A 25,307-nucleotide genomic window follows, 5' to 3' on the forward strand; every position below is an offset into this window, starting at 1 on the left:
AACTAATAGTGCGACTCATTCGCAATTAGATCGGAACACAATGCCCCTCACTCTTCACCACCTGCTTCATGCGTCTTCGCCTATCGCCCTGGCCCTCGCCGCCAGCCCCGCTTTCGCCTCCGGAGCGACGGCAGAGGAAGCCGACAGCGAGCAGGTCGCGCCCGAAGGCACCGGTGAAATTACCGTCACCGCCACACGCACGCCCGTCAAAATCGAAGAAGCGCCGGCGACCGTCACGATCATCACCGCCGATGACATTGCCGACGAACTTGCGACCGATATCAAGGATCTGGTGCGATACGAACCGGGCGTCACCGTGCGCCGCGCTCCCGCCCGTTTCGGCGCCGCGCTCGGCTCGACAGGGCGTGCGCGTAATGAGGACTTCGTGATCCGCGGGATCGGCGGCAACCGCGTGTTGATCCAGGTCGATGGCATCCGCTCGCCGCAGGGCTTCAGCTTCGGCGCGCAGGATGTCGGACGCGGGGGTTCGACAGACGTGTCGTTGGTCAAATCGGTGGAGATCCTGCGCGGCCCGGCGTCAGCGCTTTATGGGAGCGACGGCCTTGCCGGTGCGATCAGCTTCACGACTGCCGATCCGGTCGATCTGCTCGGCGCAGATAGCTTCGGCGGTTTCGTCCGCGCGCAATATTCAAGCGCCGACAATGAATTCGCCGAAACAGCAACGCTTGCGGCGCAGGGCACGAACTTCTCGGGCATGATCGCCTTGACGAGACGGGACTTCGATGAGCTGGAAAACCGGGGCGAGGTCGATGGCATTGGTTCGTCGCGTACGCTGCCAAATCCCCAGGATGGCGAGTCCAATGCCGTCCTCGGAAAGCTGGTCTGGTCCAATGGCGAGCACCGAGTACGCCTCACCGGCGAATGGCTCGAGACCCAGATTGACTCGAACATTCTCTCCGGTCTCGGCCCGGTCTTCCTGTTCGGCCCGACGCCGAGCTGGAATGTCGACCGGCTCGAAGCGCGCGACACAACCGAACGGCTTCGCGGCTCGATCGACTGGACATTCACGGGTGAGGACAACGATTTCATCGAGTACGCCTTCCTGACAGCGTATTACCAGGACGGCGAGGACACGCAGTTCACTGAGGAGGATCGCACACAGCTATCCTTCATCCCCGCGCCCGATCGCACCCGCCTCAACACCTTCGACAACGAGGTTTACGGTTTCGCAGCCGAAGCGCGTAGCACGTTCGAAACGGGCGGTTTGAGGCACACGCTCGCCTTCGGCGGCGATGTCAGCTGGACACGGCAGGAAGGCCTGCGCGATGGCACGGTGCCGCCGACTGGAGAGGTGTTTCCAGCGCGGGCTTTCCCGGCCACCGACTTTATGCTCGGCGGCGTGTTCATCGCGAACGAGGTGCGGCTTTTCGACGGCGCGCTGACATTGTTCCCGGCCCTGCGGTTTGACTTCTACGATCTCGATCCGACCGACGACCCGCTGTTGCCGACTTTCACGGCGGAGGGACAAGACGACAGCCGCCTGTCGCCGAAGATCGGCGCCACCTTGAAGTTGGCTGAGGATTTCCTGCTGTTCGGCAATTACGCACAAGGGTTTCTCGCCCCCACGCCGAGCCAGGTGAACAACTTCTTCGAAAATCTGGCCTTCGGCTATACTTCGCTTCCCAATCCCGATCTCGAATCTGAAACAAGTGAGAGTTGGGAAATCGGTGCGCGGTATAGCGGAGACATTTTCTCGCTCCAAATCGTCGGGTTCCAAGGTGACTACGACAACTTCATCAGCCAGCAGGTCGTCGGCGGCAGCTTCACCCCGCAAGACCCGGCCGTATTCCAGTTCGTCAACTTCGACGCAGTCGAGATCGACGGCTTCGAGATCAAAGGCGCGATGGAACTTGAGAGTGGCGTCAACGCACGTCTCGCCATCGCCTACGCCAATGGCGATGTGATCAGCCCTGACGGCACCCGAACGCCGCTCGACACGGTCGATCCGTTCAACTTCGTTGCAGGTCTTGGCTATCGCGATCCGCAAGGCCGCTTCGGCGCCGAACTGATCCTGACTTACAATGCTCGCAAGGATATCGATGAGACCCCGGCAGCGGCCAATGGGTCGGACCTTATCCGACCGGAAACGTCGACCATCTTCGACATCACGGCATTCGTAGAGGTGACCGACGCGCTGAAGCTGCGCGCCGGGCTCTTCAACCTGTTCGACGAGAAATACGCGCTGTGGTCCGACGTGCGCGGCCTCAGCTTGGACAGCGCCGACATCTTCGATGCTTTCACCCGTCCGGGACGCAATGTGAGCGTTTCGGCCAGTTTCCAGTTTTAATCGAGAGGAACCGACCCATGCTGAAACTCACCAAGACCGTTCTCGCCACCGGCCTGGCCGCGATGGCGCTCACCACCGTACCCGCCCCGGCATTGGCCGACGATCCGATCGTCCGCAGCGAGGCGGAAGACAAGGCCGCTTTCGAAGCGGACCGCGAAGCCATCCTGTCGATGGCGGGGGACTATGCCGTCGTCTTCGACATGCAGGAATCGACTGCTTGGATGGAAGGGTACGAGCCGATCGATAAGAAGATTTCGAGCGGGTACGAATCCGTCCGCGTGATCGAGGATACCGGTGACAAGATCGTGCTCCAGCATCTGCTCGTCACGGGCACGAAGGACAATCCCTATGTCGTCAAGCACTGGCGGCAGGACTGGCAGTACGAGCCCGAGCAGATCCTCACTTTCAAGGGCGGCGATACGTGGGAACTCACCGATGTTCCCGAGGCAATGCGGGCAGGCCGCTGGTCGCAGACCGTCTATCAGGTCGATGATAGCCCGCGATATGCCGGGTGGGGCCAGTGGGAAGAAACGCTCGGCGTGAAGCGATGGCGCTCGAACTGGACCACGCGCCCGCTCGCCCGCCGCGATGCGGTGCGCAAGCCGATCTATGATCGCTACATCGGCATCAACCGCCACCAGATCACGCCCGATGGCTGGATCCACTGGCAGGACAACACCAAGATGATGCCCGCGCCGGATGGTAGCGGCGAACTGGTTCCCGTGGTGCAGGAATACGTGCTCAACACCTACGAACGCTACGATGGCTACAATGTCGCCGCGGCTGACGAATACTGGTCAAAAACCCAAGGTTATTGGGACGCGATCCGCTCCAAGTGGGACGAGGTCGCGGCAGAGAACGGAGGTATTCGCATCAAACAGGAGCCCAATGTCGGAACGGTGATTGCCGGGGAGCTGCTTAAGATGGCCGACACTATCAAGAACGGCGAAATGTCGCCGGACGAAGCGACTGAGAAGGCGCTAGCGCTCATCGATCAAGGCACGTCACGCAGCGGAGGTTGAGCCTGACTTCGCGCGGTAACGCCCGATCGGCGTTGCCGCGCTAGGCTCTGCCGGGTTATTCGATCACCCGGCCGCGTACCATAACGAAATCGACGTCTTCGAGCACGGTCACGTCTTCGAGCGGATTGCCCTCGACCGCGATTAGGTCTGCGGAGAAGCCGGGCGCGATCCTGCCGATCTCGCCTTCCAGCCCGAGGATCTCGGCTGCAACGGTGGTCGCGCTCGCAAGCACTTCGCGGTCGCTCATACCGCCCGCTTTCATCAGGCCGAGCTCGCCCGCATTCTCGCCGTGCGGGAACACGCCCGCATCGGTGCCGAAGGCGATTTTTACGCCGTATTCACGCGCGCGGTCGACGATGGTGCCTGCATATTCGCTTACAGCGCGGATCTTCTCCTCGACCATCGGGGTGTAGAAGCCTTTGCCAAGGTTCCGCTTGATCCCCTCGAATGCCATCAGTGTCGGCACCAGCGTCGTGCCGTTCTCCTTCATCGCGCGGGCCGCCGCCTCGTCGATGTAAGTCCCGTGCTCGATCGTGTGGACGCCTGCGCGCGCCGCAGCCTCGATCCCTCGGGCCCCGTGCGCGTGGGCTGCAACCTTCAGACCCAACGTCTCGGCAGTCTCGACAATGGCGCGCATTTCCTCGTCGGTGAAATGCGCCTCCAGCCCCCTGCCCTGTTGCGAGAGCACGCCGCCGGTCGCGGTGATCTTGATGAGGTCCGCGCCGTATTTGGATGCCGTGCGTACTTTCTCCGCACACTCGACCGGGCCGGTGCAGGAAAAGTCCGATCCAAGAGCATCGTTCACTTCCTTGCGAAAGCCATTGATATCGCCGTGCCCGCCGACGATGGCGATCGTGCGCGCCGACGTAACGATGCGCGGACCCGGGACTACGCCGCTTTCGGTCGCGCGGCGCAGACTCTGCGTCACCTGGTCGGTGCGGGATCCGAGGTCGCGAACGGTCGTGAAACCGGCCAATGCGGTGAGGCGCGCATTCTTTGCTGCGATCAAGGTGTACCATTCGGGCGGATTGGTCGCCGCGCGCCAGAACTCGCCGGAGGGATCACCGGACAGGTGCGTGTGCAGATCGATGAGGCCGGGCGTCACCGTCTTGCCTTCGAGATGAACCATCGTCGCGCCCTCGGGCGTCTCGAGCCAGCCATCGTCGATACTGACGATTCGCCCGTCGGTGACGGTGATCGTAGCGCGGCCGGTTGGCTGCGCGCTCGCGTCGGTGATGACGCTGTCGGCGTGGATGATGACTGTATCGGCTGCGGCCGGCACGCTGGCGAACGCAAACGCCGCCGCAGCTGCGCCCGCGAGTTTGTTGAGCAATTTCATTGAGTGAGCTCTCCCTTCGTGCGTCTTGATGCCGACGCCTCCCGTACTTGGCAAGCAGGAGCGGCCTGTCCCCCAATCGCCCCTACACCTTTCGTGCAGTTGCGATTCAGACAGCGCTCGTTATTCATGCCCGCAATATTCCTCCAAACAGGGACAATTTTTTCATGATCCGTTCGGTCGCAAAACCCCTCGCATTTACAGCTACACTGCTCGCAGGCGCTTCGCTCGCCGCGGCGGCGCACGCACGCCCGATGACGCCCGAGGATGTTGCAAAGCTCGAGAGCGTTGGCGCGATGGCGGTCTCCCCCGATGGCGCGCGCATTGCGTTCACCACTTCCGCCCTGCCCGACGTGACCGAAGGGGAAGACAATGGCAGCTTCAAACAGGAACTGAAGGTCGCAACCTCGCCCGAACTCGTGCGCACCTATCTCCCGGAAGACATCAGCCCGGGCGGCGTTGCGTTCTCACCTGATGGCCGCATGGTCACTTTCCTCTGGAAGAAAGAAGACGAGGAAACCGCCGTGTGGGGCGTGCCGGTCGATGGCGGCACCTATGTAAAACTCGCCGAGGTCGATGATACGGGCGTACGCCAGTACCGTTTCAGCCCCGATGGTGCGACGCTCTACTTGCTGACGGGGCCGGGCAAGGATGAAAAGCGCGAGGACGAAGCAGAGGCCGGCTTCAACGCCAAGGTCTATGAGGAAGAATTTCGCCCGGCGCGCATGTTCGCGGCCACCGTCGGCGCCGAGGTCGATGAGAACCCCCGCGAAATCGCGCTTCCCGGCTATGTCAGCGCCTTCGACATTTCGCGCGATGGCACCTTTGCCATCGTCGAAACCGCACCAACCCCTCTGGTCGATGACAGCTACACCAAGAAGCGTGTCAACATCATCGACCTGGCCAGCGGCAATGTCCGCGCGGTGGTCGAAACGTCGGGCAAGATCGACGATGTCGAGATTGCGCCCAGCGGAGACCAGCTTTCGCTGATCGCGGGCGTCGACATGAATGACCCGGCAGCGACGACCCTGCACCTGGTCGATGTCAGCTCCGGCGATTATTACCCTCTAAACGCCGGAGCCGCCGAAGCGGCGGTCGATGCCGAGTGGCTTGGCGATGGTCGCCTAGCCGCAGTGATCCATGTCGGGGCGCAATCGCTGCTGCGGATCTACAATCCCGATGGGTCGGTCCACAAGGAAATCGACCCCGGCGCGCTGATCCTCAACCGGGTGGAATCGACCACGGGCGCGAGCGACACCGTGGCGGTTGTCGCGGATTCGCCAACCCATCCGAACGAACTCTATGTGCTTAAGGGCGAAAGCTTCGAACGCTGGACGACGCACAATCCCTGGCTTGCGGAAATCGATTTCGGGGAACAACGCACTTACACTTACACCGCGACCGATGGCCAGCAGGTCGAAGGCGTGTTGATCCTGCCTGTTGGCGGCGTGCCTGAGGGCGGCGCTCCGACGATCATGAATGTTCATGGCGGCCCCGAAGCGCATGAAAGCAATGGTTGGCAGACCGCCTATTCGAAGCCGGGCCAGGTGGCCGCAGGGAAAGGTTATGCCGTGTTCCTGCCAAACTATCGCGGTTCGACCGGATACGGGGTCGATTTCGCCAAACAGCACCAGGGGCGTTATACCGATCCCGAATTCCGCGACATAGTCGATGCCAAGAAAGCGTTGGTCGCCGAAGGCATCACGGATCCCGATCGCACGGGAATCACCGGTGGTTCCTACGGTGGATATGCCTCCGCGTGGGGCGCGACATACCACTCGGACGAATACGCCGCTTCGGTGATGTTCGTGGGCATTTCGGACCAGACCAGCAAGTTCGGCACGACCGACATCCCTTACGAGATGTACAACGTCCACAGCCGCGCATGGCCCTGGGACAACTGGCAGAAAATGCTTGAAGTCTCGCCGATCTATCACACGGACAAGGCGAACACCCCGATCCTCATCATGCACGGCGAAGACGACACCCGCGTCGACCCGAGCCAGAGCATGGAGCTGTACCGTTTCCTGAAAGTTCGCAAGCCGGACCTGCCCGTGCGTCTCGTTTTCTATCCGGGTGAAGGCCACGGCAATCGCCTCGCTGCGAGCCGGTACGATTACAACCTGCGCATGATGCAGTGGTTCGACACTTACCTTAAGACCGGCGACCGCCGCGCACCGATGCCGGAGCCGCGCCCGGCACTGCCCGACACCGCGGGCGGCGGCTCGGACGAGGATTGCGACTGCTGATTACGCATCGGCCATCACGAATACGAAAGGGCCGCCCCCAGTCGGGCGGCCCTTTCTTTTGAGGATCGCGAAAACCCCGCGCTCGATTAGCGAAGCGGTGGCGCGAGCTAGAACGTATATCCGATACCGAGACCGCCGATGAACTGGTCGGCGCTGCCCCTGATCGAGGTGTAGGGCGTGTCTGCACCATCGCCGAACAACCGCGAATAGCCGCCAACGGCAAAGATGTTCCACCCGCCATTGAGGACATTGCCGTCGAGATCGAAGGTCGAGATCGCCGTAACGCCAAGGCTGTTGAAGCCGCCCTCCGCATCGAACACGGGCAGGCCGCTGGCGGCGCTCTGCGCGGGTGTCACGTCGTAATAGTAATCGGCAAAATTGTCGTCGACGAAGCCTGCGGTCGCGACGAGCTGTACCGCCGACCCGCGACTGAGCGGGGTGAAATAGCCGATGCTCGGCTCGATCAGCATGCCTTCATGCGCGCCGAGGACGTCCCAACGCACCGCGCCGCCGAGCGTCACCGCGTCGAAACGGTGCAGCACGCCGGGTATGCGCACCCCGCCCTGCACGCCGACTTCGAGCGCGGTATCGAGCTCACCTGCAAGCGCGACGACATCGTCCTTGATCGCATCGTCGCGGGCACCGCGCAGGCGGAAGGTCGGCCCCAACGAAATCGAGGTCTGTGCCGGACCCTCGCTCGGCGGCTGGGAAAGAACATCGAAGTTAAGGCCCGGTCCGTTGGGCGTAATGCCGACGCCCGCCACGCGGCCAACGATCAGCGGGAGCGGGAAGACGCGATAATCGTCCGAGCCCGTGTAGCTTGGCGAGAGCCCCGCTCCGACACCGATCGATAGCCAAGTCTCGTCGAAAACGGATTGTGCGAACATGTTGTCAGGCGGACCGCCATCGGTCGAGACACCGGGCGGTGGGCCGTCCTGCGCAGCCTCTGCCATGGCCTCCTCGGCGTTGACCCGCGTCTCATTCGCAAGAGCGGGAGCGGAAAGACCGGCAATCGCGGCAAGGGCGGCAAGGCTTGAAAGCCGGGTAAGAGCATTGCGGGGCATAGAAATCCTTCAGTGCGTGCAGACTGGCACAATTGTGCAGTAAACTCCCGGCCGCGCCATAGGTTTCCTGCGGGCGGCCCGATTGATCCGGCGAGCGGCCAATCATTGCCGAGGCGCGCCCTCTGGCCTAGGGCTTTGCACGAATGAACGATTCAAAGAGCCCGGGCGCGCAAGCTCAAACGCACGATGTCGCGATTGTCGGCGGCGGCCTCGCCGGGGGATTGATCGCGCTCGCATTGCACCGTGCGCGGCCCGAATTCCGCATACGCGTCATCGAAGGCGGCAAAACGCTGGGCGGAAACCATCGCTGGAGCTGGTTCGAAAGCGACTTGTCGCAGGAGGGCAAGGCGCTGCTCGAACCGATCCGGCAGGCGGCCTGGGACGAGGGCTACGAGGTCGAATTCCCCGTCTACAAGCGTGTGCTCAAAACCGGCTATCGCTCGATGTCGAGCACAGACTTTCACGAAGCGCTGTCGCGGCTGCTGCCCGAAGAAACACTTTGCCTCGGGCGCACCGCCACGGGCATCGATGCGCGCGGGGTCGATCTGGAAGACGGCTCGCGCATCCCAGCGCGCACCGTAATCGACTGCCGTACTTTTACCCCGAGCGAACACCTTCGCGGCGGGTGGCAGGTCTTCCTCGGGCGGCAGATGCGATTACCCGAGGCACATGGGCTCGAACGCCCCGTCATCATGGATGCGAGCGTCGATCAGCTTGCCCCGCATGGCAATGGCGGGGCTTACCGCTTCATCTACGTACTGCCGCTGAGTTCGCACGACGTCTTTGTCGAGGATACCTATTACGCCGATGACCCGCTGCTCGATCGCAGCGCGCTGTCCTCGCGGATCGACGCCTATGCGCGCGAGCACGGCTGGGACGACAGCGCCATAGTCGGCCATGAAAGCGGCGTATTGCCAGTGCTGACCGGAGGCGATTTCTCAGCCTACCAGGACGAGGTGCGCATCCCCGGCGTAGTGATCGCGGGTGCGCGCGGCGGCTTTACCCATCCGCTCACCAGCTACACTATGCCTGTCGCGGTCGAGAACGCGCTCGCGATCGCCGCCGACGCCGACCTGCCGGGCGAACAGCTTGCGGCGATGATGGAGGCGCGTGCCCGGCGGCACTGGCGCAAGACCGGCTTTTACCGCCTGCTGGGAAGATTTCTTTTCTTCGCGGCGGACCCGGATAAGCGCGTGCGCGTTTTCCAGAGGTTCTACCGGCTGCGAGAGCGGCTGATCGAGCGGTTCTATGCCGGCAATTCGACCGGGTTGGACCGGGCGCGCGTCTTGTGGGGCAACCCGCCCGTATCTATCCCGCGCGCGATCACCGCGATGTTCAAACGGGGCAAACCCCTCAAAAAGACGATTCAATCGGAGAAAACGGCATGAACGCCGCCACCCAAGACAAGAGCTTGCACGACGCCCCAGGCCTCGATCTGAACCCGCCTGCAAACAGGGCAAAGGGCATCGACCCCATCCTCGCCGCGAAATACGAAGGCCGGACCGCCTGCGTCATCGGCGCGGGTTTCGGCGGCATGGCTCTGGCAATCCGGCTGCAATCGGCGGGCATCAAGACCACGGTGGTCGAAGCGCGCGACAAGCCGGGTGGCCGCGCCTATTTCTGGGAGAAGGACGGCTTCACCTTCGATGCCGGGCCGACCGTCATCACCGATCCGCCCTGCCTCAAGGAATTGTGGGAGCTCACCGGTCACGACATTGCCGAGGATGTCGAGCTGATGGAAGTCCAGCCGTTCTACCGGCTCAACTGGCCCGACGGGACCAATTTCGATTACACGAATGACGAGCAGGTGCTGAACGCAGAAATCGCCAAGCTCAATCCCGACGACGTGGTCGGTTACCAGGAATTCCTCGACTATTCGGCTGGGGTCTATGAGGAAGGATACCTCAAGCTCGGCCACAAGCCCTTTCTCGATTTCAAGTCGATGCTGAAGGCCGCGCCCGCGCTCATCAAGAAGCAGGCATGGCGCAGCGTTTACGACATGGTCTCGAAATACATCAAGAACGAGAAACTGCGCGAGGCGTTCAGCTTCCATACGCTGCTCGTCGGCGGCAGCCCGATGAAGACCTCCTCGATCTACGCCCTCATTCACAAGCTCGAGAAGGACGGCGGCGTATGGTGGGCGCGTGGCGGGACCAACCGGCTGATCGCGGGCATGGTGCGCCATTTCGAGCGGCTCGGGGGCACGATGCGCGTCGGCGATCCGGTGGTGCAGGTCCACACGCTGGGCACCCGCGCAACCGAGGTCGAGACCAAGAGCGGCTGGAAAGAACGCTTCGACGCGGTCGCCTCCAACGCCGACATTATGCATTCCTACAAGGACCTGCTGGGCCAGTCCGAACGCGGCAAGAAATACGCGAAATCATTGAACCGCAAGAGCTTCTCGCCCTCGCTCTTCGTCGTCCATTTCGGTCTCGAAGGGACATGGCCGGGCATCGCGCACCACATGATCCTGTTCGGCCCGCGCTACAAAGGCCTCGTCGACGACATCTACAAGAACGGTGTGTTGCCGCAGGATTTCTCGATCTACCTCCACCACCCGACCGTGACCGATCCGAGCATGGCGCCCGCGGGCAAGAGCACGTTCTACGCGCTCGTGCCGGTCGCCCACATGGGCAAGATGCCGATCGACTGGGACGTGGAGGGACCGAAGCTCGAAAAGATGATCCTCGACGAGATCGGTCGCCGACTGATCCCCGACATCCACGACCGGATCGTCACCAAGTTCAGCTACGCGCCCAAGGACTTTCAGCACGACCTAAACGCCCATATGGGCAGCGCCTTCAGCCTGGAGCCGGTGCTGTGGCAAAGCGCGTATCTGCGCGGCCACAACCGCGACGACGTGATCGAGAATTTCTACCTCGTCGGTGCCGGTACCCATCCGGGCGCCGGCATCCCCGGCGTGGTCGGTAGCGCAAAGGCAACGGCAGGTATTGTGCTGGAGGACTTGGCCGCTAAAGCGAGTGCATGAGCCTCGTCGAAACGATCAACGAAGCCTGGGGCTGGTCGGGTATTACCATTACCCGCGTAAGAGCACAGAGTCCCATGGGGCATCTGGTCGTCAGTGATGCCGACGACTGCTTCTATTATCTCGACCCTGACGGCATGGCGATCATCGCGCTCGGCAGCCGCGAGGATGCGCAGGCCCACTTGGATGACGAAGAGGCCAAGCAATTGTGGTTTGGAGGAGAGCTTGTTGCATCTGCGCGCGAGGTATTGGGCGAGCCACCGGAAGGGTCAGTTTTGACGCTTAAGCCGCACGCGATGCTGGCCGGCGAATATGCGCCGGAAAACATGTGTATTTTACCGCTAGAAGAACTAATCGCCTTTTCCGGCCAAATCGCCCTGCAACTCAAGGATCTGCCCGAAGGGGCGCAGTTCGAAATCAAAGTGACCGACTGATATGAAACGCATCGCCGTCTATTGCGGATCGGCCTCGCCCGAAGATCCGCGCTATCTTGAACTCGCAATCGAGGTCGGCGCTGGTCTCGCCGAGCGCGGCATTGGCGTCGTCTATGGTGGCGGCCGCCTCGGTCTCATGGGAGCGGTTGCCAATGGCGCGAAGGAAGCGGGCGGCGAGGTGATCGGTGTCATTCCCGAGGCGCTCGTGAATTCCGAAGTGGCCAACCACAATTGCGATGAATTGCTGACCGTTTCTGGCATGCACGAGCGCAAGCAGAAGTTCACGGATCTGTCCGACGGCTTCGTCACACTGCCCGGCGGGGTCGGCACGATGGACGAGCTGTGGGAGGCGATGAGCTGGGCGCAGCTTGGCTATCACTCGGACCCGGTGGGCCTGCTCAATGCCTTCGGGTTTTACGACGATCTCATCAAGTTCAACGCGCATATGGCCGCGGTCGGTTTCGTCCGGCCCGCGCACCAGAACATCCTGATATCGGCGGATACCTTGCCCGAACTGCTCGCCAAGATGGAAAGCTACAAACCGCACACCCCGATCTTCAAGATGAAGGCCGAGGATTTGTGACTGCGGCAAAGCGCCCCGCCGTCCTCAGTTCGCTGCGCAAGACTCCGAGCGCAGCGGGAGGCGGGCGCAACCGGGCCGCTTTGGTTGAAAAGGCACGGGTGAGCATTCGCGAAGGCTCGCACAGTTTCCACGCCGCAGCCCGGCTGTTCGACCGGACCACTCGCGAGCGTGCCTGGCTGCTTTACGCCTGGTGCCGTCGCTGCGACGACATTGCCGATAATCAGCATCTGGGCGGCGAATTGGGCGACCAGTCCAACGCCGAAGATCGTCTCAAGGCCATTCGCCTGCTCACCCGCCGCGCATTGGACGGCCTGCCCACCGCAGACCCCGCTTTCGACGCCTTCGGCCTTGTCGCAAGCGAAGTCGGGCTGACCGAGGAAATGGCCGAGGCGGTGATAGAGGGCTTTGCATTGGACGCCGACGACTGGCGCCCGCGGACCGAGGCCGACATGCTGCGCTATTGCTATCACGTCGCGGGGGCCGTGGGCGTGATGATGGCGGTGGTGATGGGCGTCTCGCCCAAGGACACCGACACGCTCGATCGCGCCAACGATCTCGGCCTTGCCTTCCAGCTTTCGAATATCGCGCGGGACATTGTCGAAGACGACGCAGCAGGTCGCTGCTACCTCCCTGCCGAGTGGCTCGCCGAGCAGGATATCGAGCCCGGCCAGCATACCAAACCGCACCATCGCGAGGAACTGGCCGAAATGGCCGCGCGCCTCGTCGATCTTGTCGAAAAGCACGAAGCCGCAGCGCGCATCGGCGCCGCGCGCCTGCCCTTTCGCAGTCGCTGGGCCGTCCTCAGTGCCGCACGCATCTACGGCGCAATCGGGCGCAAAGTGAGGAAGCTCGGGACCGAAGCGTGGAACCACCGCGTCTACGTGCCGCGCTACCAGAAGGCGTGGCACGGTATCGTCGCGTTCGTGCAGGCGGTGATCAACCGCCCTCGCCAGCCCGCAGAGCCGATCGACTGGGGCATTGCCGATTTCCGCCCAAACGCTTGAAGCGCGCGCGCCGCTGGCGTAGCGGTTCGGCCATGAGAGGACTTGCCATTATCGCCGGCCTGCTGGCCGCCCTGCCCGCCTACGCACCCGCTTCCGCGCAGCTCACCGTCACCCCCAGAGAGGAGGCGGTTGCCGCCGCCGATACCTTCTTCGCCGCGTTGAGAAGCGAGAACAAGGCCGCGCTCGCCGAGGTCATGATCCCCGAGGCAGTGATCTTCGTTCACAACCACATGGACGCGGAAAATCCGCGCGTCTCTATCGTGCCGGTCTCAGAGCACCTCAAACGCTGGGCGAACCGGACAGCGCAGTTCGACGAGCGCATGATCTACAGCGAGGTAATGATCTCGGGCGATATGGCGCATGTATGGGGGCCCTATGCGTTCTGGGTCGAGGGCGAGATAACCCATTGCGGGATCAATTCGCTGAGCCTCGTCAAGCAGGACGGCATGTGGAAGGTCGGCAATACGAGCTTCACGATGGAAGACCCCGATCTTTGCCCCGTGCTCGGTGCACCGATGCTGCGAGGAGGAATAGGCCAGTGATCAAAAAGCTGCTCATCGCCAACAGAGGCGAGATCGCCTGCCGCATCATCCGCACTGCACGCAAGATGGGGATTGCGACCGTCGCGGTCTATTCCGATGCTGATGCCAAGGCGCTGCATGTGCGCCAGGCCGACGAGGCGGTGCATATCGGCCCCTCGCCCGCTGCCGAAAGCTATCTGCGCGGCGACAAGATCATCGCCGCGTCAAAGGAAACGGGCGCAGAAGCAATCCATCCGGGATATGGCTTCCTCTCCGAAAACGCCGATTTTGCGCAAAGCGTGATCGATTCAGGGCTGATCTGGGTCGGCCCCAAGCCCGAAAGCATCCGCGCGATGGGCCTCAAGGACGCAGCCAAGAAGCTGATGCGCGAGGCGGGCGTGCCGGTCACTCCCGGCTATGAGGGCGAGGACCAGTCGGTCGAGCGCCTCAAGCAAGAGGCCGACGCGATCGGCTATCCCGTTCTGATCAAGGCGGTCGCGGGCGGCGGCGGCAAGGGGATGCGCAAGGTCGACAAGGCGGAGGATTTCGAAGCGGCGCTCGAAAGCTGTCGGCGTGAGGCCAAGGCGAGCTTCTCCAACGACGAGGTGCTGCTGGAAAAGTGGATCACCTCGCCCCGTCATATCGAGGTGCAGGTCTTCGGCGACAGCCACGGCAATGTCGTCCACCTTTTCGAGCGCGATTGCTCGCTCCAGCGCCGTCACCAGAAGGTGATCGAGGAAGCCCCCGCCCCCGGCATGGACGAAGCCACGCGCGAAGACATTTGCGCCGCCGCCTTGCGCGCGGCCAAGGCGGTCGATTACGAGAACGCGGGCACGATCGAATTCATCGCCGATGCGAGCGAAGGCCTGCGCGCCGACCGCATCTTCTTCATGGAGATGAACACGCGGCTTCAGGTCGAGCATCCGGTGACCGAGGAGATCACCGGGGTCGATCTGGTGGAATGGCAGCTGAGGGTGGCGAGCGGAGAGCCGATCCCGCTGAAGCAGGAGGAGCTGAGTATCGACGGCTGGGCCATCGAGGCGCGGTTGTATGCAGAGGACCCGGCGAGCGGGTTTTTGCCCAGCACCGGGCACCTCGAAGTCCTCGATTTCTGTGGAGACGCCCGGATCGAGACAGGGGTTGAAGCAGGCGCAGAGATTTCGCCATTCTATGATCCAATGATTGCCAAGGTCGTGACCCATGCTCCTTCACGTAGTGAGGCATTGGAAGCACTCGCGTCCGAACTTGCCCATTCGTCGATCTGGCCCGTAAAAACGAATCTTGCTTTTCTCGTCAGCCTTTTGCGCAATCACGACGTCCAAGACGCCAATCTCGACACCGGGCTCATCGCACGTATGCAAGAAGAGCTCACCGCTAAGCCTGACTTGAGCGATCGTGCTCTGAGCGATGCCTTGGACTGGTTCATTAGGGAAAGTACCGATTTCGACCAAAAAGCGCAGGATTTGGTCGGCGTTCGGCTGAACCGGGAGCCTCAGAACGAATTTCGTTTGTCGGTGAACGGAACGGTCCAGTCCTTCCGCTACAATCCTACGCCCAAAGGCCAAATTTTCGAGCACGGTTTTAGAGACAGTCTTGAGCCGGACGCTCAATTCGTGAGCATCGGCGGGCATATGATGAAGATCACTTTGCCTCGATTTGACTCAGGCGGAGCAGCCTCCGCCGCCGACGGAGCCATCCTCGCGCCCATGCCGGGCAAAGTCATCGCGGTCGATGTGGCCGAGGGCGACGCGGTCACGGCAGGCCAGCGGCTGATGGTGCTCGAGGCGATGAAGATGGAGCACGCGCTCACCGCGCCTTTCGATGGGACGGTGACGGAACTCTCCGCCGCGACGGGCGATCAGGTGCAGGTCGAGCAGGTGCTTTGCGTGGTGGAGCCGTCTGATGACTAGTCGCCCCTCTTGCTTGCAGGAGGGGCAGCGAGACTTGGCGGCTTGCCGCCTAGTCGCAGCGGGGTGGTCCGTGCTGCGCTCGCTTCGCTCTCAACCACCCCCAACCCCCTCCTTTGAAAAAGAGGGGGCTTGATGATGACCTGGGAAAAGGAACTCGAGGAACTGCGCCGCCGCGAGGCGCTCGCCGAACAGATGGGCGGACCGGACAAGGTCGCGCGTCAGCACTCGCGCGGCAAGATGGACGCCCGCGCCCGGCTCGCGACGCTCGTCGATGACGGTTCCTTCCGCGAGATCGGCAAGATCGCCGGCAAGGGGCACTATGACGAGAACGGCGATCTCCAGGGCGTCACCCCCGCCCCGTTCCTGTTCGGCAAGGCGCTCATAAACGGACGACCCGTTGTCGCCACCGCCGATGACTTTACCATTCGCGGCGGCGCGGCGGACGCAGGGATCGCGCGCAAGATGGTGCAGGCCGAGAAGATGGCGCACGAGCTGAAGCTCCCGATCATCCGCATGATCGACGGGACGGGCGGCGGCGGCTCGGTCAAGACGCTCGAGCAGATCGGCGCGACCTATATCCCCGCCGTGCCCGGCTGGGGCGACGTGGTCGAGAATCTCGATACCGTGCCGGTGGTTGCGCTCGCGCTCGGGCCGACGGCGGGCCTCGGCGCGGCGCGAACGGTGGCGAGCCACTATTCGATCATGGTGCGCGGGCTCTCCCAGATCTTCGCCGCCGGACCTGCGGTGGTGGACGCGATGGGCTCGCAGTACGAACAGCCCAAGGACCACAACGAGGCCAAGGAAAGCCTCGGCGGCGCGGACATTCACACCCGCAACGGCGTGGTCGATGACGAGGTGACGAGCGAGGCGGAAGCCTTTGCCCGGGCGCGGCATTTCCTCTCTTTCATGCCCGAACATGTCGGCCAGCTCGCGCGCCGCTCGAACTGCACCGATCCGGTCCACCGCAGGGAGGAGGCGCTGCTAAGCCTCGTTCCGCGCGACGCACGCGCCGTCTATTCGATGCGCCGCTGCCTCGAAATGGTGTTCGACCAGGGCACGGTGTTCGAGATCGGGCGCATGTGGGGCCGCGCGGCGATCACCGCGCTCGCACGGCTCGACGGCTGGCCGGTCATGGTGGTGGCGAGCGACCCGTCCTATCTCGGCGGGTCGTGGGAGGCGAAAACGTCCGAAAAGGTCGAACGCTTCGTCAAGCTCGCCGACCAGTTCCGGCTGCCGATTGTCCATCTCGTCGACAATCCCGGCTTCATGATCGGGCGCGAGGCGGAAATGGCGGGTACGATCCGCTACGGCGTCAACGCGATGAACGCGATCTACAAGGCGAGCGTGCCGCTGGCATCGGTCGTCCTTCGCCGCGCCTACGGGATTGCGGGCAGCGCCATGAGCAATGCCGACCGCTATCAATACCGTTTCTGCTGGCCCTCGGGCGACTGGGGCAGCCTGCCGATCGCGGGCGGGCTGGAGGTCGCCTACAAGTCCGAGCTCGAGGCGAGCGACGATCCTGAAGCCGAACTCGAAGCGATCAAGGAACGGCTCGCCAAGGTCACCTCGCCCTTCCGCAGCGCGGAACGGTTCAATGTCGAGGACATAATCGACCCGCGCGATACGCGGCCGCTATTGTGCGAGTTCGCCGGGCTGGCCTGGCGCAAGCTGCAAAGCGAGTGAGCCCCCGCGGCGCGGTTCGTCAGGAACTCTTGCGCGCAAACAGCTTTCCGCGCTCGCTGAAAAGCACTGCGAGCAGCGCCAGCAGTGCGCTCGCCAGCATCGATATGGCGAGCGGGCGCGCGGTGCCATCGAACAGCGAGCCGATGACAGCGCCGAGGATCGCCCCCGTCACCATGCGCAAGGCGGTCTGACCCGAACTCGCCGCCCCGGCGATATGGAAAAAGGGCTGCATCGCGATCGAGCTGAAATTCGCCCCGATAAAGCCGAGCATCGCCATCGAAAGGCTCATCAGGACGATGAATTGCCACAAGGGCTGCTGGTCCTGCTGCGCGCTCAACAGCTGGAGCGCGGTGATGAGGATGAAGCACAGCAGCGCGGCATGGCTCACGCGCCGTGCGCCGAACCGCTCGACGATGCGCGAATTGGTGAAATTCGCCGCCACCATGCCGATCACCGCGCCGCCGAAGATGATCGCGAAATAATCGCCCATCCCGAAGGTTTCGGCGATCAGCTGCTGCGAGGAATTGAGGAAACCGAACAGCGATCCGAACACCAGCGCGCTGCCGATGACATAGCCGATCGCGCCGCGGTTCCACAGCGCGCTGCCCATGTTCTTCAGGATCGTGCGCGGATCGATTGCCTGCTTGCGGTCTTCCTGCAGCGTTTCCGGCAGGCGAAGCCACACCCATACGCTGACGATTGCTCCCATGATCGCCATCGCGCCGAAAATCGCGCGCCAGCCGGCAATCATCATGATCCCCTGTCCGATCGCCGGGGCCAGGATCGGGACGAGCAGGAAGATCATCATGATGAGGCTCATCATCCGCGCCATCCGGTCGCCGCCCACATGATCGCGCACGATCGCCGCCGGCACCACCGACAGACCGGCGCAGCACAAGCCCTGCAGCAGGCGCATCGCGACGAGCAGCGTGTAGTCGGTCACCAGCGCGCAGGCGAGCGAGAAGCCGATATAGGCGATCAGGCCCAGCGCAAGGATCGGTCGCCTGCCGAAGCGATCGGCAAAGGCTCCGGGAAAGAATGCCCCGATCCCCGATCCGAGGAAATAGGCGCCTATCACCAATTGGCGCTCATTGCCGCTCGCGCCCATTTCGTTCGCCATGGTGCCGAGCGCGGGCAGCATCGCATCGATGCCGAAGGCCTGCAGGCTCATCAGCAGCGCCATCAGCACGATCAGTTCGCGCTCACCCAGTTCGCGGGTCTTTGGTGCGGTCGTAACGGACATTGCCCACGGTCCTTGCGCGCAAGCGGGCCGGAAGGAAAGCGCAATTTGACCAGTGCAAGTCGATCGGGACAACGCCGCATGGATAAATGGCGCCGCAAGGACAAATGGGACGGTTCCGAAACGCCGCGCGCGCGCCTATCTTCACGCGCCATGGCCGATGATGCGCCCCGCACCGATTCCGCGCCCGAAGACGAAGCCGCAGGACTGCGCAAGATCATCCATGTCGATATGGATGCCTTCTTTGCGAGCGTCGAGCAGCGCGATCACCCAGAGCTTCGCGGCAAGCCGGTCGCGGTCGGCGGGTCGGGCGGTCGCGGTGTCGTCGCGGCGGCGAGCTACGAGGCGCGCAAGTTCGGCGTGCGCTCGGCCATGCCTTCGGTCACCGCGAAACGGCTGTGTCCGGACCTGATATTCGTGAAGCACCGTTTCGATGCCTACAAGGAGGCAAGCCGCCAGATTCGGGCGATCTTCGATCATTACACCCCGCATGTCGAACCGCTGAGCCTCGACGAGGCCTATCTCGACGTGACCGAGGACCTGCTGGGGATCGGCAGCGCGACCCGCATTGCCGAGCTGATCCGGCAGGAGATCAGGGCAAAGACGCAACTGACCGCGAGCGCGGGCGTTTCCTACAACAAGTTCCTCGCCAAGCTCGCATCGGACCAGAACAAGCCCGATGGCCTGTGCGTGATCCGCCCCGGCGAGGGCGCGAATTTCGTCGCATCGCTGCCGGTCCGCCGGTTCCACGGCGTCGGGCCCAAGGCCGAGGCGAAAATGAAGCGGCTCGGCATCGAAACCGGCGCGGACCTGGCGGCAAAGGACATCGACTTCCTCCGCGCGAATTTCGGCTCCTTTGCCGATTATTTGTACCGTGCCGCGCGCGGGATCGACCTCAGGCCGGTGCGCGCGCACCGGGTGAGAAAATCGGTCGGTGGCGAGCGGACGTTCAGCGAAGACATTTCGAGCGGCGACAGGCTGCGCGAGACGCTGGAAAATATCGTCGACATCGTGTGGGAGCGGATCGAGAACGCAAAATCGCGCGGGCGGACCGTGACGCTGAAGGTGAAGTTCACCGATTTCCAGATCATGACCCGCGCGAAATCGGTTCCGCACTGGGTCGAGGACAAGGCGGAATTCGCCAGGCTGGCTCGTGAATTGCTCGAAGAAGCGCTGCCGCTTCCCATGCCGATCCGGCTCATGGGGCTGACGCTGTCCAATCTCGATCGCGGAGAGGCCGAGGAACAACCCAAGGATAGCGCGCAGCTTTCGCTGCTTTAGGTTCCGCGCGCCTTCCAAACATCTAGCCTGCGCTGGGTCAGCTCTCCCAGCGGCTCGGGCAGGGAATGGGAAGGGAAGAAGCGGGCCTCATCGACCTCACGGCCATCGGGCTTGGGCCTCGAATCGCAGACCGCTGCAAACAGGTGCGCGGTGTGCGGCGAACCTGAAAGCTTTTCCTCGATTCTCCCGAGCGAGCGCACCTTGCCAAGCGTAATGCCCAGCTCTTCCTTTACTTCGCGCCGCACGCATTCCTCCGGGTCTTCACCCGCCTTGAGGCCGCCTCCGGGTAGAGCCCAGACAGCCGGCCCATAGGAATGCCTGAGGAGCAGCACATCGCCGTGGAGGTTGGTAAGCACCACGCTCACCCCTGAAATCGGCGTTCCCCTCCACTTTCGCCAGCGGTGGCGCATCTTGTGCGCAAGCGGCATCAGTGCTCGGTGCAGTCGGGCGGGAACAATCGGCATCAGGCGAAGCAGGTCACGGGTTGGTTCGCTGCGCCTAGCAACCGGGCGACCGGAAGATCGTTCTCGCCGCGCGCCGCTTCTTCGAACACCGCGCGCTTTTCGTCGGAGCCGCCGAGCGTGAAGAGCACGGCCTGCGTGTCTAGCAAAGCGGGTATGGTCAACGTGATCCGGTCGAATGGCGCATGCGGCGGGAGCGGATCGGGGGTCAGGCGGCGAACGGCCTGCGGGTCAGACACCTGCGGATCCGTATTCGGGAACAACGAGGCGATATGCCCGTCCGGCCCCATTCCGAGCCATGTGAGCGCGAAATGCGGCGGGGTGCTGTCCTCGCCAAGAGCGCGGACCTTCGCCCCCACCGGCTCGAGCAAGCTGCGCATCTTACCGGTGTTGGAGGCCTCGTGATCCTCGGGCACGATGCGGTCATCATTGGGCCAGAATTCGAGCCGCGACCATTCGCGCGATTGTCGCACCAGTTCGGAGAGGATCGGAAACGGAGTCGATCCCCCCGGAATGGTCAACGCAACCGTACCGGAACCAGCGGCAAGTGCTGTGTCGATGCGCTCGCCGATCCAGTTTGCGACAGCATCGGTGCCAACGGCGTGATGAATTGTGACGTTTTCCATGTGAACGCCATAGCAAAAGGGCCGCTTCCAGCTAACCGGAAACGACCCTTTCTCAGCGCTGTAGACAGCGCGCATTCGTATCTCTTCAGGCGAGAAGCGACTTCAGGAACCATACACGCTCTTCGGCCATGTCGGTCCAGTCGTCGATCAGTCCGTCGGTTGCGTTGTCGCCTGCCTGCTCGGCAAGATCCTTCATTCCCTTGAGCCGCTCCAAAAGTTTCTCGTTGTCTCTTTTGAGCTCTGCAATCATGTCCTCAGCCGCGAGATTTGCGTTATCCTGGTCCTTCACCTGCGTGTGGCTGGCTACCATGCCAAGGGAAGTGATCGTGTCACCGCCAAGCTTGCGGGCACGCTCGCCGATTGCATCGATCTGGCCCTGGATTGCGATCGCCTGCTCGTCGAAAAGCAGGTGCAAATCGCGAAAGCGCGGGCCTTTCACGTGCCAGTGGAAATTCTTGGTCTTGATATAGAGCGCGAAATGATCGGCCAGCAGACCGTTGAGCTCTTCGATAAGCGCGGTTTTCGAATTCGTGTTTGGATTGGCCATGATGCCCTCCTCCAATATCTGGTGCGGATGGCGCCGCCCCCTCAGCGGGGCTTTAGCGCCGATATCGTTTCACCCGCTCAACGGGCCAGAAAGGCTCCGGTTTCACTGCAAGTGCCGGTTGCTGTGATCGCAAAAACCGATCAATATACAGCATATCGGGCGCTCAACCCGATAAATAGCGCAGAAACGATTGTAATGAAGGCGAACAGAAGCCGAATTGCGCGCAGGGGCAGGCGCTTGATCTTGCGCTTGCCGAGCATCCAGCCGAGCGCAACCGCAGCCGCGCCGCCAAGCGCCCCGCCAATAATAATCGTCACGGGATAAACTGCCTGAGCAGCCAGCGCGAAAATGACGAACCGCGCAGCGTCCATAGCCTGGCGGACGAAAAGCACCACGGCGATGGCGACATAGGAGCGCGTCGGCTCCTTCATGTCCTTGAGCTTCACCTCCCACGACAGCTCGAATGCCGCGATGGCGAGGGCAATCGCCACCAGCATGTCAGCAGCGCGGTCGGGCAACATTGCAGCGACGCTCCAGCCGGCCCAGCCCATTACCCCCGCGCTGACCGCCGCGCAGGCAATCCCGGTCAGCAGCAAGGGGACCGAGCGTCCGACCGCGTCCGAAAACTGCGCCACAACCAATTGCTCGCGCCCGCCGAGCGCGATGGCGAATGTGAGCAGCATCGAGATGAGGAAGGTATCCATCGCGCGCCGCTCTAGCACGCAGCGCACTCCGCACCAGACCGAACACTTTTGGCGGGTGGTGGCGCGGAGCGATCCGGCCTAGGCACTCTCGCAAACGGAAAGGAGCATGGATGAAACTCGAGCAGGGCATGGCAGCGGTCGTCACCGGCGGCGCCTCGGGACTGGGGCGCGCGAGCGCAAAGGCGCTGGCCGACCTCGGATTGAAGGTCGCGATATTCGACATCAATGACGAGGCGGGCACGGAACACGCCGAAGCCATCGGCGGCACCTTCCATCACGTCGATATCATGGACGAGGAAAGCGTCGAACAGGGCTTTGCCGCCGCGCGCGCGGCAAACGGCCAGGAACGCGTCACCGTCCACTGCGCAATGGCGTCGAAGCGGGGCAAGACGCTGGGCTGGGACAAGGAAAAGGGCGGCTACAAGCGCCTGCCCACCGAAGACTACGAATTCGGCGCGCAAGGCATTCTTGTCGCCAGCTATCGCGTGGCGAGCATGTCGGCGCTTGGCATGGCGAATGCCGATCCGTTGAACGCGGATGGCGAGCGCGGCTGCATCACCCTTACCGCCAGCGTCGCTGCGCAAGACGGGCAGATCGGACAGGTCATTTACGGGTCGTGCAAGGCGGGGGTGAACGGCCTCGTGCTGCCGATGGCGCGCGATCTCATGGATATCGGCATCCGCGTGAACTCGATCATGCCGGGCATTTTCGCCACCCCGCTGATGCTCGGGATGAAGGATCGCAATCCGCAGATGTGGGACCAGTTGAATGCCAGCGTCCCCTTCCCCAAACGCCTCGGCGAGCCCGAGGAATTTGCCTCACTCATCTGCGAGATCGCGCGCAATTCCTACATAAACGGGCACCTGTTCCGATTGGACGGTGCCATCCGGATGCCGCCGAAGTAGGGGGAATAAAATCCTTCGCCTCGCGCAGCGAGGCGCAAGGCCGACCGGCCGCCCGCAGGCGCTCGACGCGAAGCGTCGAAACAGCGCCGAGGACGATCGCACGGAGGTGCGATCAGAAAACCAACAATCAGATTTCGCAGAAATCTGGAGCGGGTGAAGGGAATCGAACCCTCGTCTTAAGCTTGGGAAGCTCCTGCTCTACCATTGAGCTACACCCGCTTTCGAAGCGGGCATGCATTTGGTCGCCTCCGCCCCAATCGTCAACGCATTTCCGATGGCAATTCATGCGCAAGCAAAAATGCGATTGCCATCCGCGCGATGGCGCAAGTAAACAGTCAAGCGGACTTGGAGGTCTTCACAACATGAAAAAGCGGATACTCGCCAGCCTCCTCATGCTTGTCGCCGCGTGCAGCGGCGCAGCCCATGCCGCTGATGTGATCATGTTCCGCGATCCCAATTGCGGTTGCTGCCTGAAATGGGTGGAGCACGTTCGCGAATATTGGGCAGCGAACGGACAGGCGGGCGAAGTGAAAACCGTCGACAATCCCCAGATGCAGGCGCTCAAATACCGAGCAGGCGTGCCCGCCGACCTCGCCTCATGCCATACCACGATCATCGGAAACTACGTGATCGAAGGGCACGTGCCCGCAGCCGACGTCGCGCGGCTCCTGAAGGAACGACCCCAAGGCGTGCGCGGGCTCGCCGTTGCGGGAATGCCGATCGGCTCGCCGGGTATGGAGCACGGCAATCACCGCCAGGCGTTCAAGGTCATCGCCTTCGGGCCGGGGGGCCGGAATGTGTGGTCGAGCTACCCTGCAACGGGCGGCTAGCCGCTCTTACCATCTTCTCTCACCATTTTTCAGCGTCGCCAGCCTCTTGCCGCTGGCCCATGACTGTTGCATTGGCTGCCTCAATCGAGAGGAGATACCCCCATGAGCCAGCAACTGCGTCAGATCGACCATTTCATTGTCGGCGACAGCCCCGCACCCACCCGCAAGCACCAGGTCTGGAACCCGTCGACCGGCGAAGTGCAGGCCGAAGTCGCGCTGGGCGACGCAGCGCTGCTCGCCAAGGCGGTCGAGACTGCCAAGCAGGTCCAGCCCGGCTGGGCCGCGACCAACCCGCAAAAGCGCGCCCGCGTGATGTTCCGGTTCAAGGAACTGATCGAGGCGAACATGCAGAGCCTTGCCGAACTGCTTTCGTCCGAGCACGGGAAGGTGATCGACGATGCCAAGGGCGATGTGCAGCGCGGCCTCGAAGTCATCGAATTCGCCTGCGGCATCCCGCATGTGATGAAAGGCGAATACACGCAAGGGGCAGGCCCCGGCATCGATGTCTATTCGATGCGCCAGCCGCTCGGAATCGGGGCGGGCATCACTCCATTCAATTTTCCCGCGATGATCCCGATGTGGATGTTCGGCATGGCCTGCGCTGCGGGCAATGCCTTCATCCTCAAGCCTTCCGAACGCGATCCAAGCGTGCCGGTGCGATTGGCCGAGCTGTTCCTCGAAGCGGGCGCGCCCGAGGGGCTGCTGCAGGTCGTCCACGGCGACAAGGAAATGGTCGATGCGATCCTCGACCATCCGGATATCCCGGCGATCAGCTTCGTCGGGTCTTCGGACATCGCGCATTACATCTACCGCCGCGGCGCGGAGAATGCCAAGCGCGTACAAGCCTTTGGCGGCGCCAAGAACCACGGCATCGTCATGCCCGATGCCGATCTCGACCAGGTGGTGAACGATCTTGCCGGGGCGGCCTTTGGTTCGGCAGGCGAGCGGTGCATGGCGCTGCCCGTCGTGGTTCCGGTCGGCGAGGACACGGCAGAACGGCTCAAGGAAAAGCTGATCCCAGCGATCAACGGCCTGCGCATCGGCGTCTCGACCGATCCGGACGCGCATTACGGCCCCGTCGTCACGCCCGAGCACAAGGCGCGGGTCGAGGGCTGGATCGACACCGCCGAGCAGGAAGGCGCCGAGATCGTCATCGATGGCCGCGGTTTCTCCTTGCAGGGCCATGAGGACGGCTTCTTCATCGGGCCGACCCTGATCGACCGGGTGACTCCGCAGATGAAGAGCTACCAGGAGGAAATCTTCGGACCCGTTCTCCAGATCGTGCGAGCCAACGATTTCGAGGACGCCGTTCGACTTCCTAGCGAGCACCAATACGGCAACGGCGTCGCGATCTTCACCCGCAACGGCCACGCCGCGCGCGAATTCGCAGGCCGCGTCAATGTCGGCATGGTCGGGATTAACGTGCCGATCCCGGTGCCGGTGAGCTACCACTCGTTCGGCGGCTGGAAGCGCTCGGGCTTCGGCGATATCGACCAGTACGGCATGGAAGGCCTCAAGTTCTGGACGAAGAACAAGAAGGTCACGCAGCGCTGGCCAGATGGCGGCGGGGACGGCTCGAACGCCTTCGTCATTCCGACAATGGGGTGATGAAG

Annotated in this window: 22 protein-coding genes and 1 tRNA gene; 15 read left to right on the forward strand and 8 right to left on the reverse strand. The window is 62.8% G+C overall.

The window, feature by feature from the left end; all coding sequences use genetic code 11:
- Nucleotides 1–40 precede the first annotated feature (40 nt).
- Both FIU90_RS14630 and FIU90_RS14635 read left to right on the forward strand, forming a co-directional pair.
- Nucleotides 41–2,308, forward strand: coding sequence for a TonB-dependent hemoglobin/transferrin/lactoferrin family receptor (locus FIU90_RS14630; RefSeq protein WP_152435447.1), 2,268 nt, complete (start codon nucleotides 41–43; stop codon nucleotides 2,306–2,308).
- Between the two features lie 17 nt (nucleotides 2,309–2,325).
- Nucleotides 2,326–3,330 carry a DUF6607 family protein gene (locus FIU90_RS14635; protein WP_152435448.1) on the forward strand — a complete coding sequence of 335 codons (1,005 nt, stop codon included), beginning with the start codon at nucleotides 2,326–2,328 and terminating at the stop codon, nucleotides 3,328–3,330.
- Between the two features lie 55 nt (nucleotides 3,331–3,385).
- Here FIU90_RS14635 and FIU90_RS14640 read toward each other — a convergent pair whose 3' ends face one another.
- Nucleotides 3,386–4,669, reverse strand: a complete 1,284-nt coding sequence (locus tag FIU90_RS14640; protein ID WP_152435449.1) for an amidohydrolase family protein — start codon at nucleotides 4,667–4,669, stop codon at nucleotides 3,386–3,388.
- A gap of 164 nt (nucleotides 4,670–4,833) precedes the next feature.
- Here FIU90_RS14640 and FIU90_RS14645 point away from each other — a divergent pair, with 164 nt between their 5' ends.
- The gene (locus FIU90_RS14645; protein ID WP_152435450.1) at nucleotides 4,834–6,915 is read left to right on the forward strand and encodes a S9 family peptidase; all 2,082 of its coding nucleotides are present in this window, start codon (nucleotides 4,834–4,836) and stop codon (nucleotides 6,913–6,915) included.
- Nucleotides 6,916–7,022: 107 nt separating this feature from the next.
- Here FIU90_RS14645 and FIU90_RS14650 read toward each other — a convergent pair whose 3' ends face one another.
- A complete protein-coding gene (locus FIU90_RS14650; RefSeq protein ID WP_152435451.1) occupies nucleotides 7,023–7,979 on the reverse strand; it encodes a MipA/OmpV family protein in 957 nt (318 codons plus the stop codon).
- 143 nt (nucleotides 7,980–8,122) lie between these two features.
- Between FIU90_RS14650 and crtY the strand changes: the two genes are divergently transcribed.
- The 8 genes from crtY to FIU90_RS14690 all read left to right on the forward strand — a co-directional run bounded on the left by crtY (nucleotide 8,123) and on the right by FIU90_RS14690 (nucleotide 17,100).
- On the forward strand, nucleotides 8,123–9,367 hold the full coding sequence (crtY, locus tag FIU90_RS14655; protein WP_152435452.1) for a lycopene beta-cyclase CrtY: 1,245 nt from the start codon (nucleotides 8,123–8,125) through the stop codon (nucleotides 9,365–9,367).
- Nucleotides 9,364–10,968 carry a phytoene desaturase gene (locus FIU90_RS14660; protein ID WP_152435453.1) on the forward strand — a complete coding sequence of 535 codons (1,605 nt, stop codon included), beginning with the start codon at nucleotides 9,364–9,366 and terminating at the stop codon, nucleotides 10,966–10,968. Before crtY ends, FIU90_RS14660 begins: the two co-directional genes overlap by 4 nt.
- On the forward strand, nucleotides 10,965–11,399 hold the full coding sequence (locus FIU90_RS14665) for a T6SS immunity protein Tdi1 domain-containing protein (RefSeq protein WP_152435454.1): 435 nt from the start codon (nucleotides 10,965–10,967) through the stop codon (nucleotides 11,397–11,399). Before FIU90_RS14660 ends, FIU90_RS14665 begins: the two co-directional genes overlap by 4 nt.
- Nucleotide 11,400: 1 nt before the next feature.
- A complete protein-coding gene (locus FIU90_RS14670; protein WP_152435455.1) occupies nucleotides 11,401–11,982 on the forward strand; it encodes a TIGR00730 family Rossman fold protein in 582 nt (193 codons plus the stop codon).
- A gap of 32 nt (nucleotides 11,983–12,014) precedes the next feature.
- The gene (locus FIU90_RS14675) at nucleotides 12,015–12,986 is read left to right on the forward strand and encodes a phytoene/squalene synthase family protein (protein ID WP_172970337.1); all 972 of its coding nucleotides are present in this window, start codon (nucleotides 12,015–12,017) and stop codon (nucleotides 12,984–12,986) included.
- Nucleotides 12,987–13,018: 32 nt separating this feature from the next.
- Entirely contained in the window at nucleotides 13,019–13,528 is a 510-nt protein-coding gene (locus FIU90_RS14680) for a nuclear transport factor 2 family protein (protein ID WP_152435457.1), read from the forward strand.
- Nucleotides 13,525–15,417 (forward strand): acetyl/propionyl/methylcrotonyl-CoA carboxylase subunit alpha, encoded by a 1,893-nt coding sequence (locus FIU90_RS14685; RefSeq protein ID WP_152435458.1) that lies wholly within the window; start codon nucleotides 13,525–13,527, stop codon nucleotides 15,415–15,417. The genes FIU90_RS14680 and FIU90_RS14685 overlap by 4 nt, the downstream gene beginning before the upstream one ends.
- 135 nt (nucleotides 15,418–15,552) lie before the next feature.
- On the forward strand, nucleotides 15,553–17,100 hold the full coding sequence (locus FIU90_RS14690; protein ID WP_152435883.1) for an acyl-CoA carboxylase subunit beta: 1,548 nt from the start codon (nucleotides 15,553–15,555) through the stop codon (nucleotides 17,098–17,100).
- A 19-nt stretch (nucleotides 17,101–17,119) separates the two neighbouring features.
- Here the strand turns inward: FIU90_RS14690 and FIU90_RS14695 are convergent, their stop codons facing one another.
- The gene (locus FIU90_RS14695) at nucleotides 17,120–18,343 is read right to left on the reverse strand and encodes a multidrug effflux MFS transporter (RefSeq protein WP_152435459.1); all 1,224 of its coding nucleotides are present in this window, start codon (nucleotides 18,341–18,343) and stop codon (nucleotides 17,120–17,122) included.
- A 150-nt stretch (nucleotides 18,344–18,493) separates the two neighbouring features.
- Between FIU90_RS14695 and dinB the strand changes: the two genes are divergently transcribed.
- Nucleotides 18,494–19,621, forward strand: coding sequence for a DNA polymerase IV (dinB, locus tag FIU90_RS14700; protein ID WP_152435884.1), 1,128 nt, complete (start codon nucleotides 18,494–18,496; stop codon nucleotides 19,619–19,621).
- Here dinB and FIU90_RS14705 read toward each other — a convergent pair.
- The 4 genes from FIU90_RS14705 to FIU90_RS14720 all read right to left on the reverse strand — a co-directional run bounded on the left by FIU90_RS14705 (nucleotide 19,618) and on the right by FIU90_RS14720 (nucleotide 21,959).
- On the reverse strand, nucleotides 19,618–20,049 hold the full coding sequence (locus FIU90_RS14705; protein WP_234029546.1) for an NUDIX hydrolase: 432 nt from the start codon (nucleotides 20,047–20,049) through the stop codon (nucleotides 19,618–19,620). The genes dinB and FIU90_RS14705 overlap by 4 nt on opposite strands.
- A 35-nt stretch (nucleotides 20,050–20,084) precedes the next feature.
- Nucleotides 20,085–20,708, reverse strand: coding sequence for a 6-phosphogluconolactonase (locus FIU90_RS14710; RefSeq protein WP_152435461.1), 624 nt, complete (start codon nucleotides 20,706–20,708; stop codon nucleotides 20,085–20,087).
- 85 nt (nucleotides 20,709–20,793) lie between these two features.
- Entirely contained in the window at nucleotides 20,794–21,255 is a 462-nt protein-coding gene (locus tag FIU90_RS14715; protein ID WP_152435462.1) for a Dps family protein, read from the reverse strand.
- A 140-nt stretch (nucleotides 21,256–21,395) separates the two neighbouring features.
- On the reverse strand, nucleotides 21,396–21,959 hold the full coding sequence (locus tag FIU90_RS14720; protein ID WP_152435463.1) for a TMEM165/GDT1 family protein: 564 nt from the start codon (nucleotides 21,957–21,959) through the stop codon (nucleotides 21,396–21,398).
- Nucleotides 21,960–22,069: 110 nt separating this feature from the next.
- On the opposite strand from FIU90_RS14720, the gene FIU90_RS14725 reads away from it, so the two are divergent.
- Nucleotides 22,070–22,864: an SDR family oxidoreductase gene (locus tag FIU90_RS14725; RefSeq protein ID WP_152435464.1), complete on the forward strand. Its 795-nt coding sequence runs from the start codon at nucleotides 22,070–22,072 to the stop codon at nucleotides 22,862–22,864.
- 145 nt (nucleotides 22,865–23,009) lie between these two features.
- Here FIU90_RS14725 and FIU90_RS14730 read toward each other — a convergent pair.
- Nucleotides 23,010–23,083: transfer RNA gene (locus FIU90_RS14730), tRNA-Gly, on the reverse strand.
- 143 nt (nucleotides 23,084–23,226) lie between these two features.
- On the opposite strand from FIU90_RS14730, the gene FIU90_RS14735 reads away from it, so the two are divergent.
- Both FIU90_RS14735 and FIU90_RS14740 read left to right on the forward strand, forming a co-directional pair.
- A complete protein-coding gene (locus FIU90_RS14735) occupies nucleotides 23,227–23,694 on the forward strand; it encodes a DUF411 domain-containing protein (protein ID WP_152435465.1) in 468 nt (155 codons plus the stop codon).
- A gap of 114 nt (nucleotides 23,695–23,808) precedes the next feature.
- Nucleotides 23,809–25,302 (forward strand): CoA-acylating methylmalonate-semialdehyde dehydrogenase, encoded by a 1,494-nt coding sequence (locus FIU90_RS14740; protein WP_152435885.1) that lies wholly within the window; start codon nucleotides 23,809–23,811, stop codon nucleotides 25,300–25,302.
- The last annotated feature ends 5 nt before the right edge of the window (nucleotides 25,303–25,307 follow it).

It is taken from the genome of Erythrobacter sp. THAF29, from assembly GCF_009363635.1.
Classification (GTDB): domain Bacteria; phylum Pseudomonadota; class Alphaproteobacteria; order Sphingomonadales; family Sphingomonadaceae; genus Erythrobacter.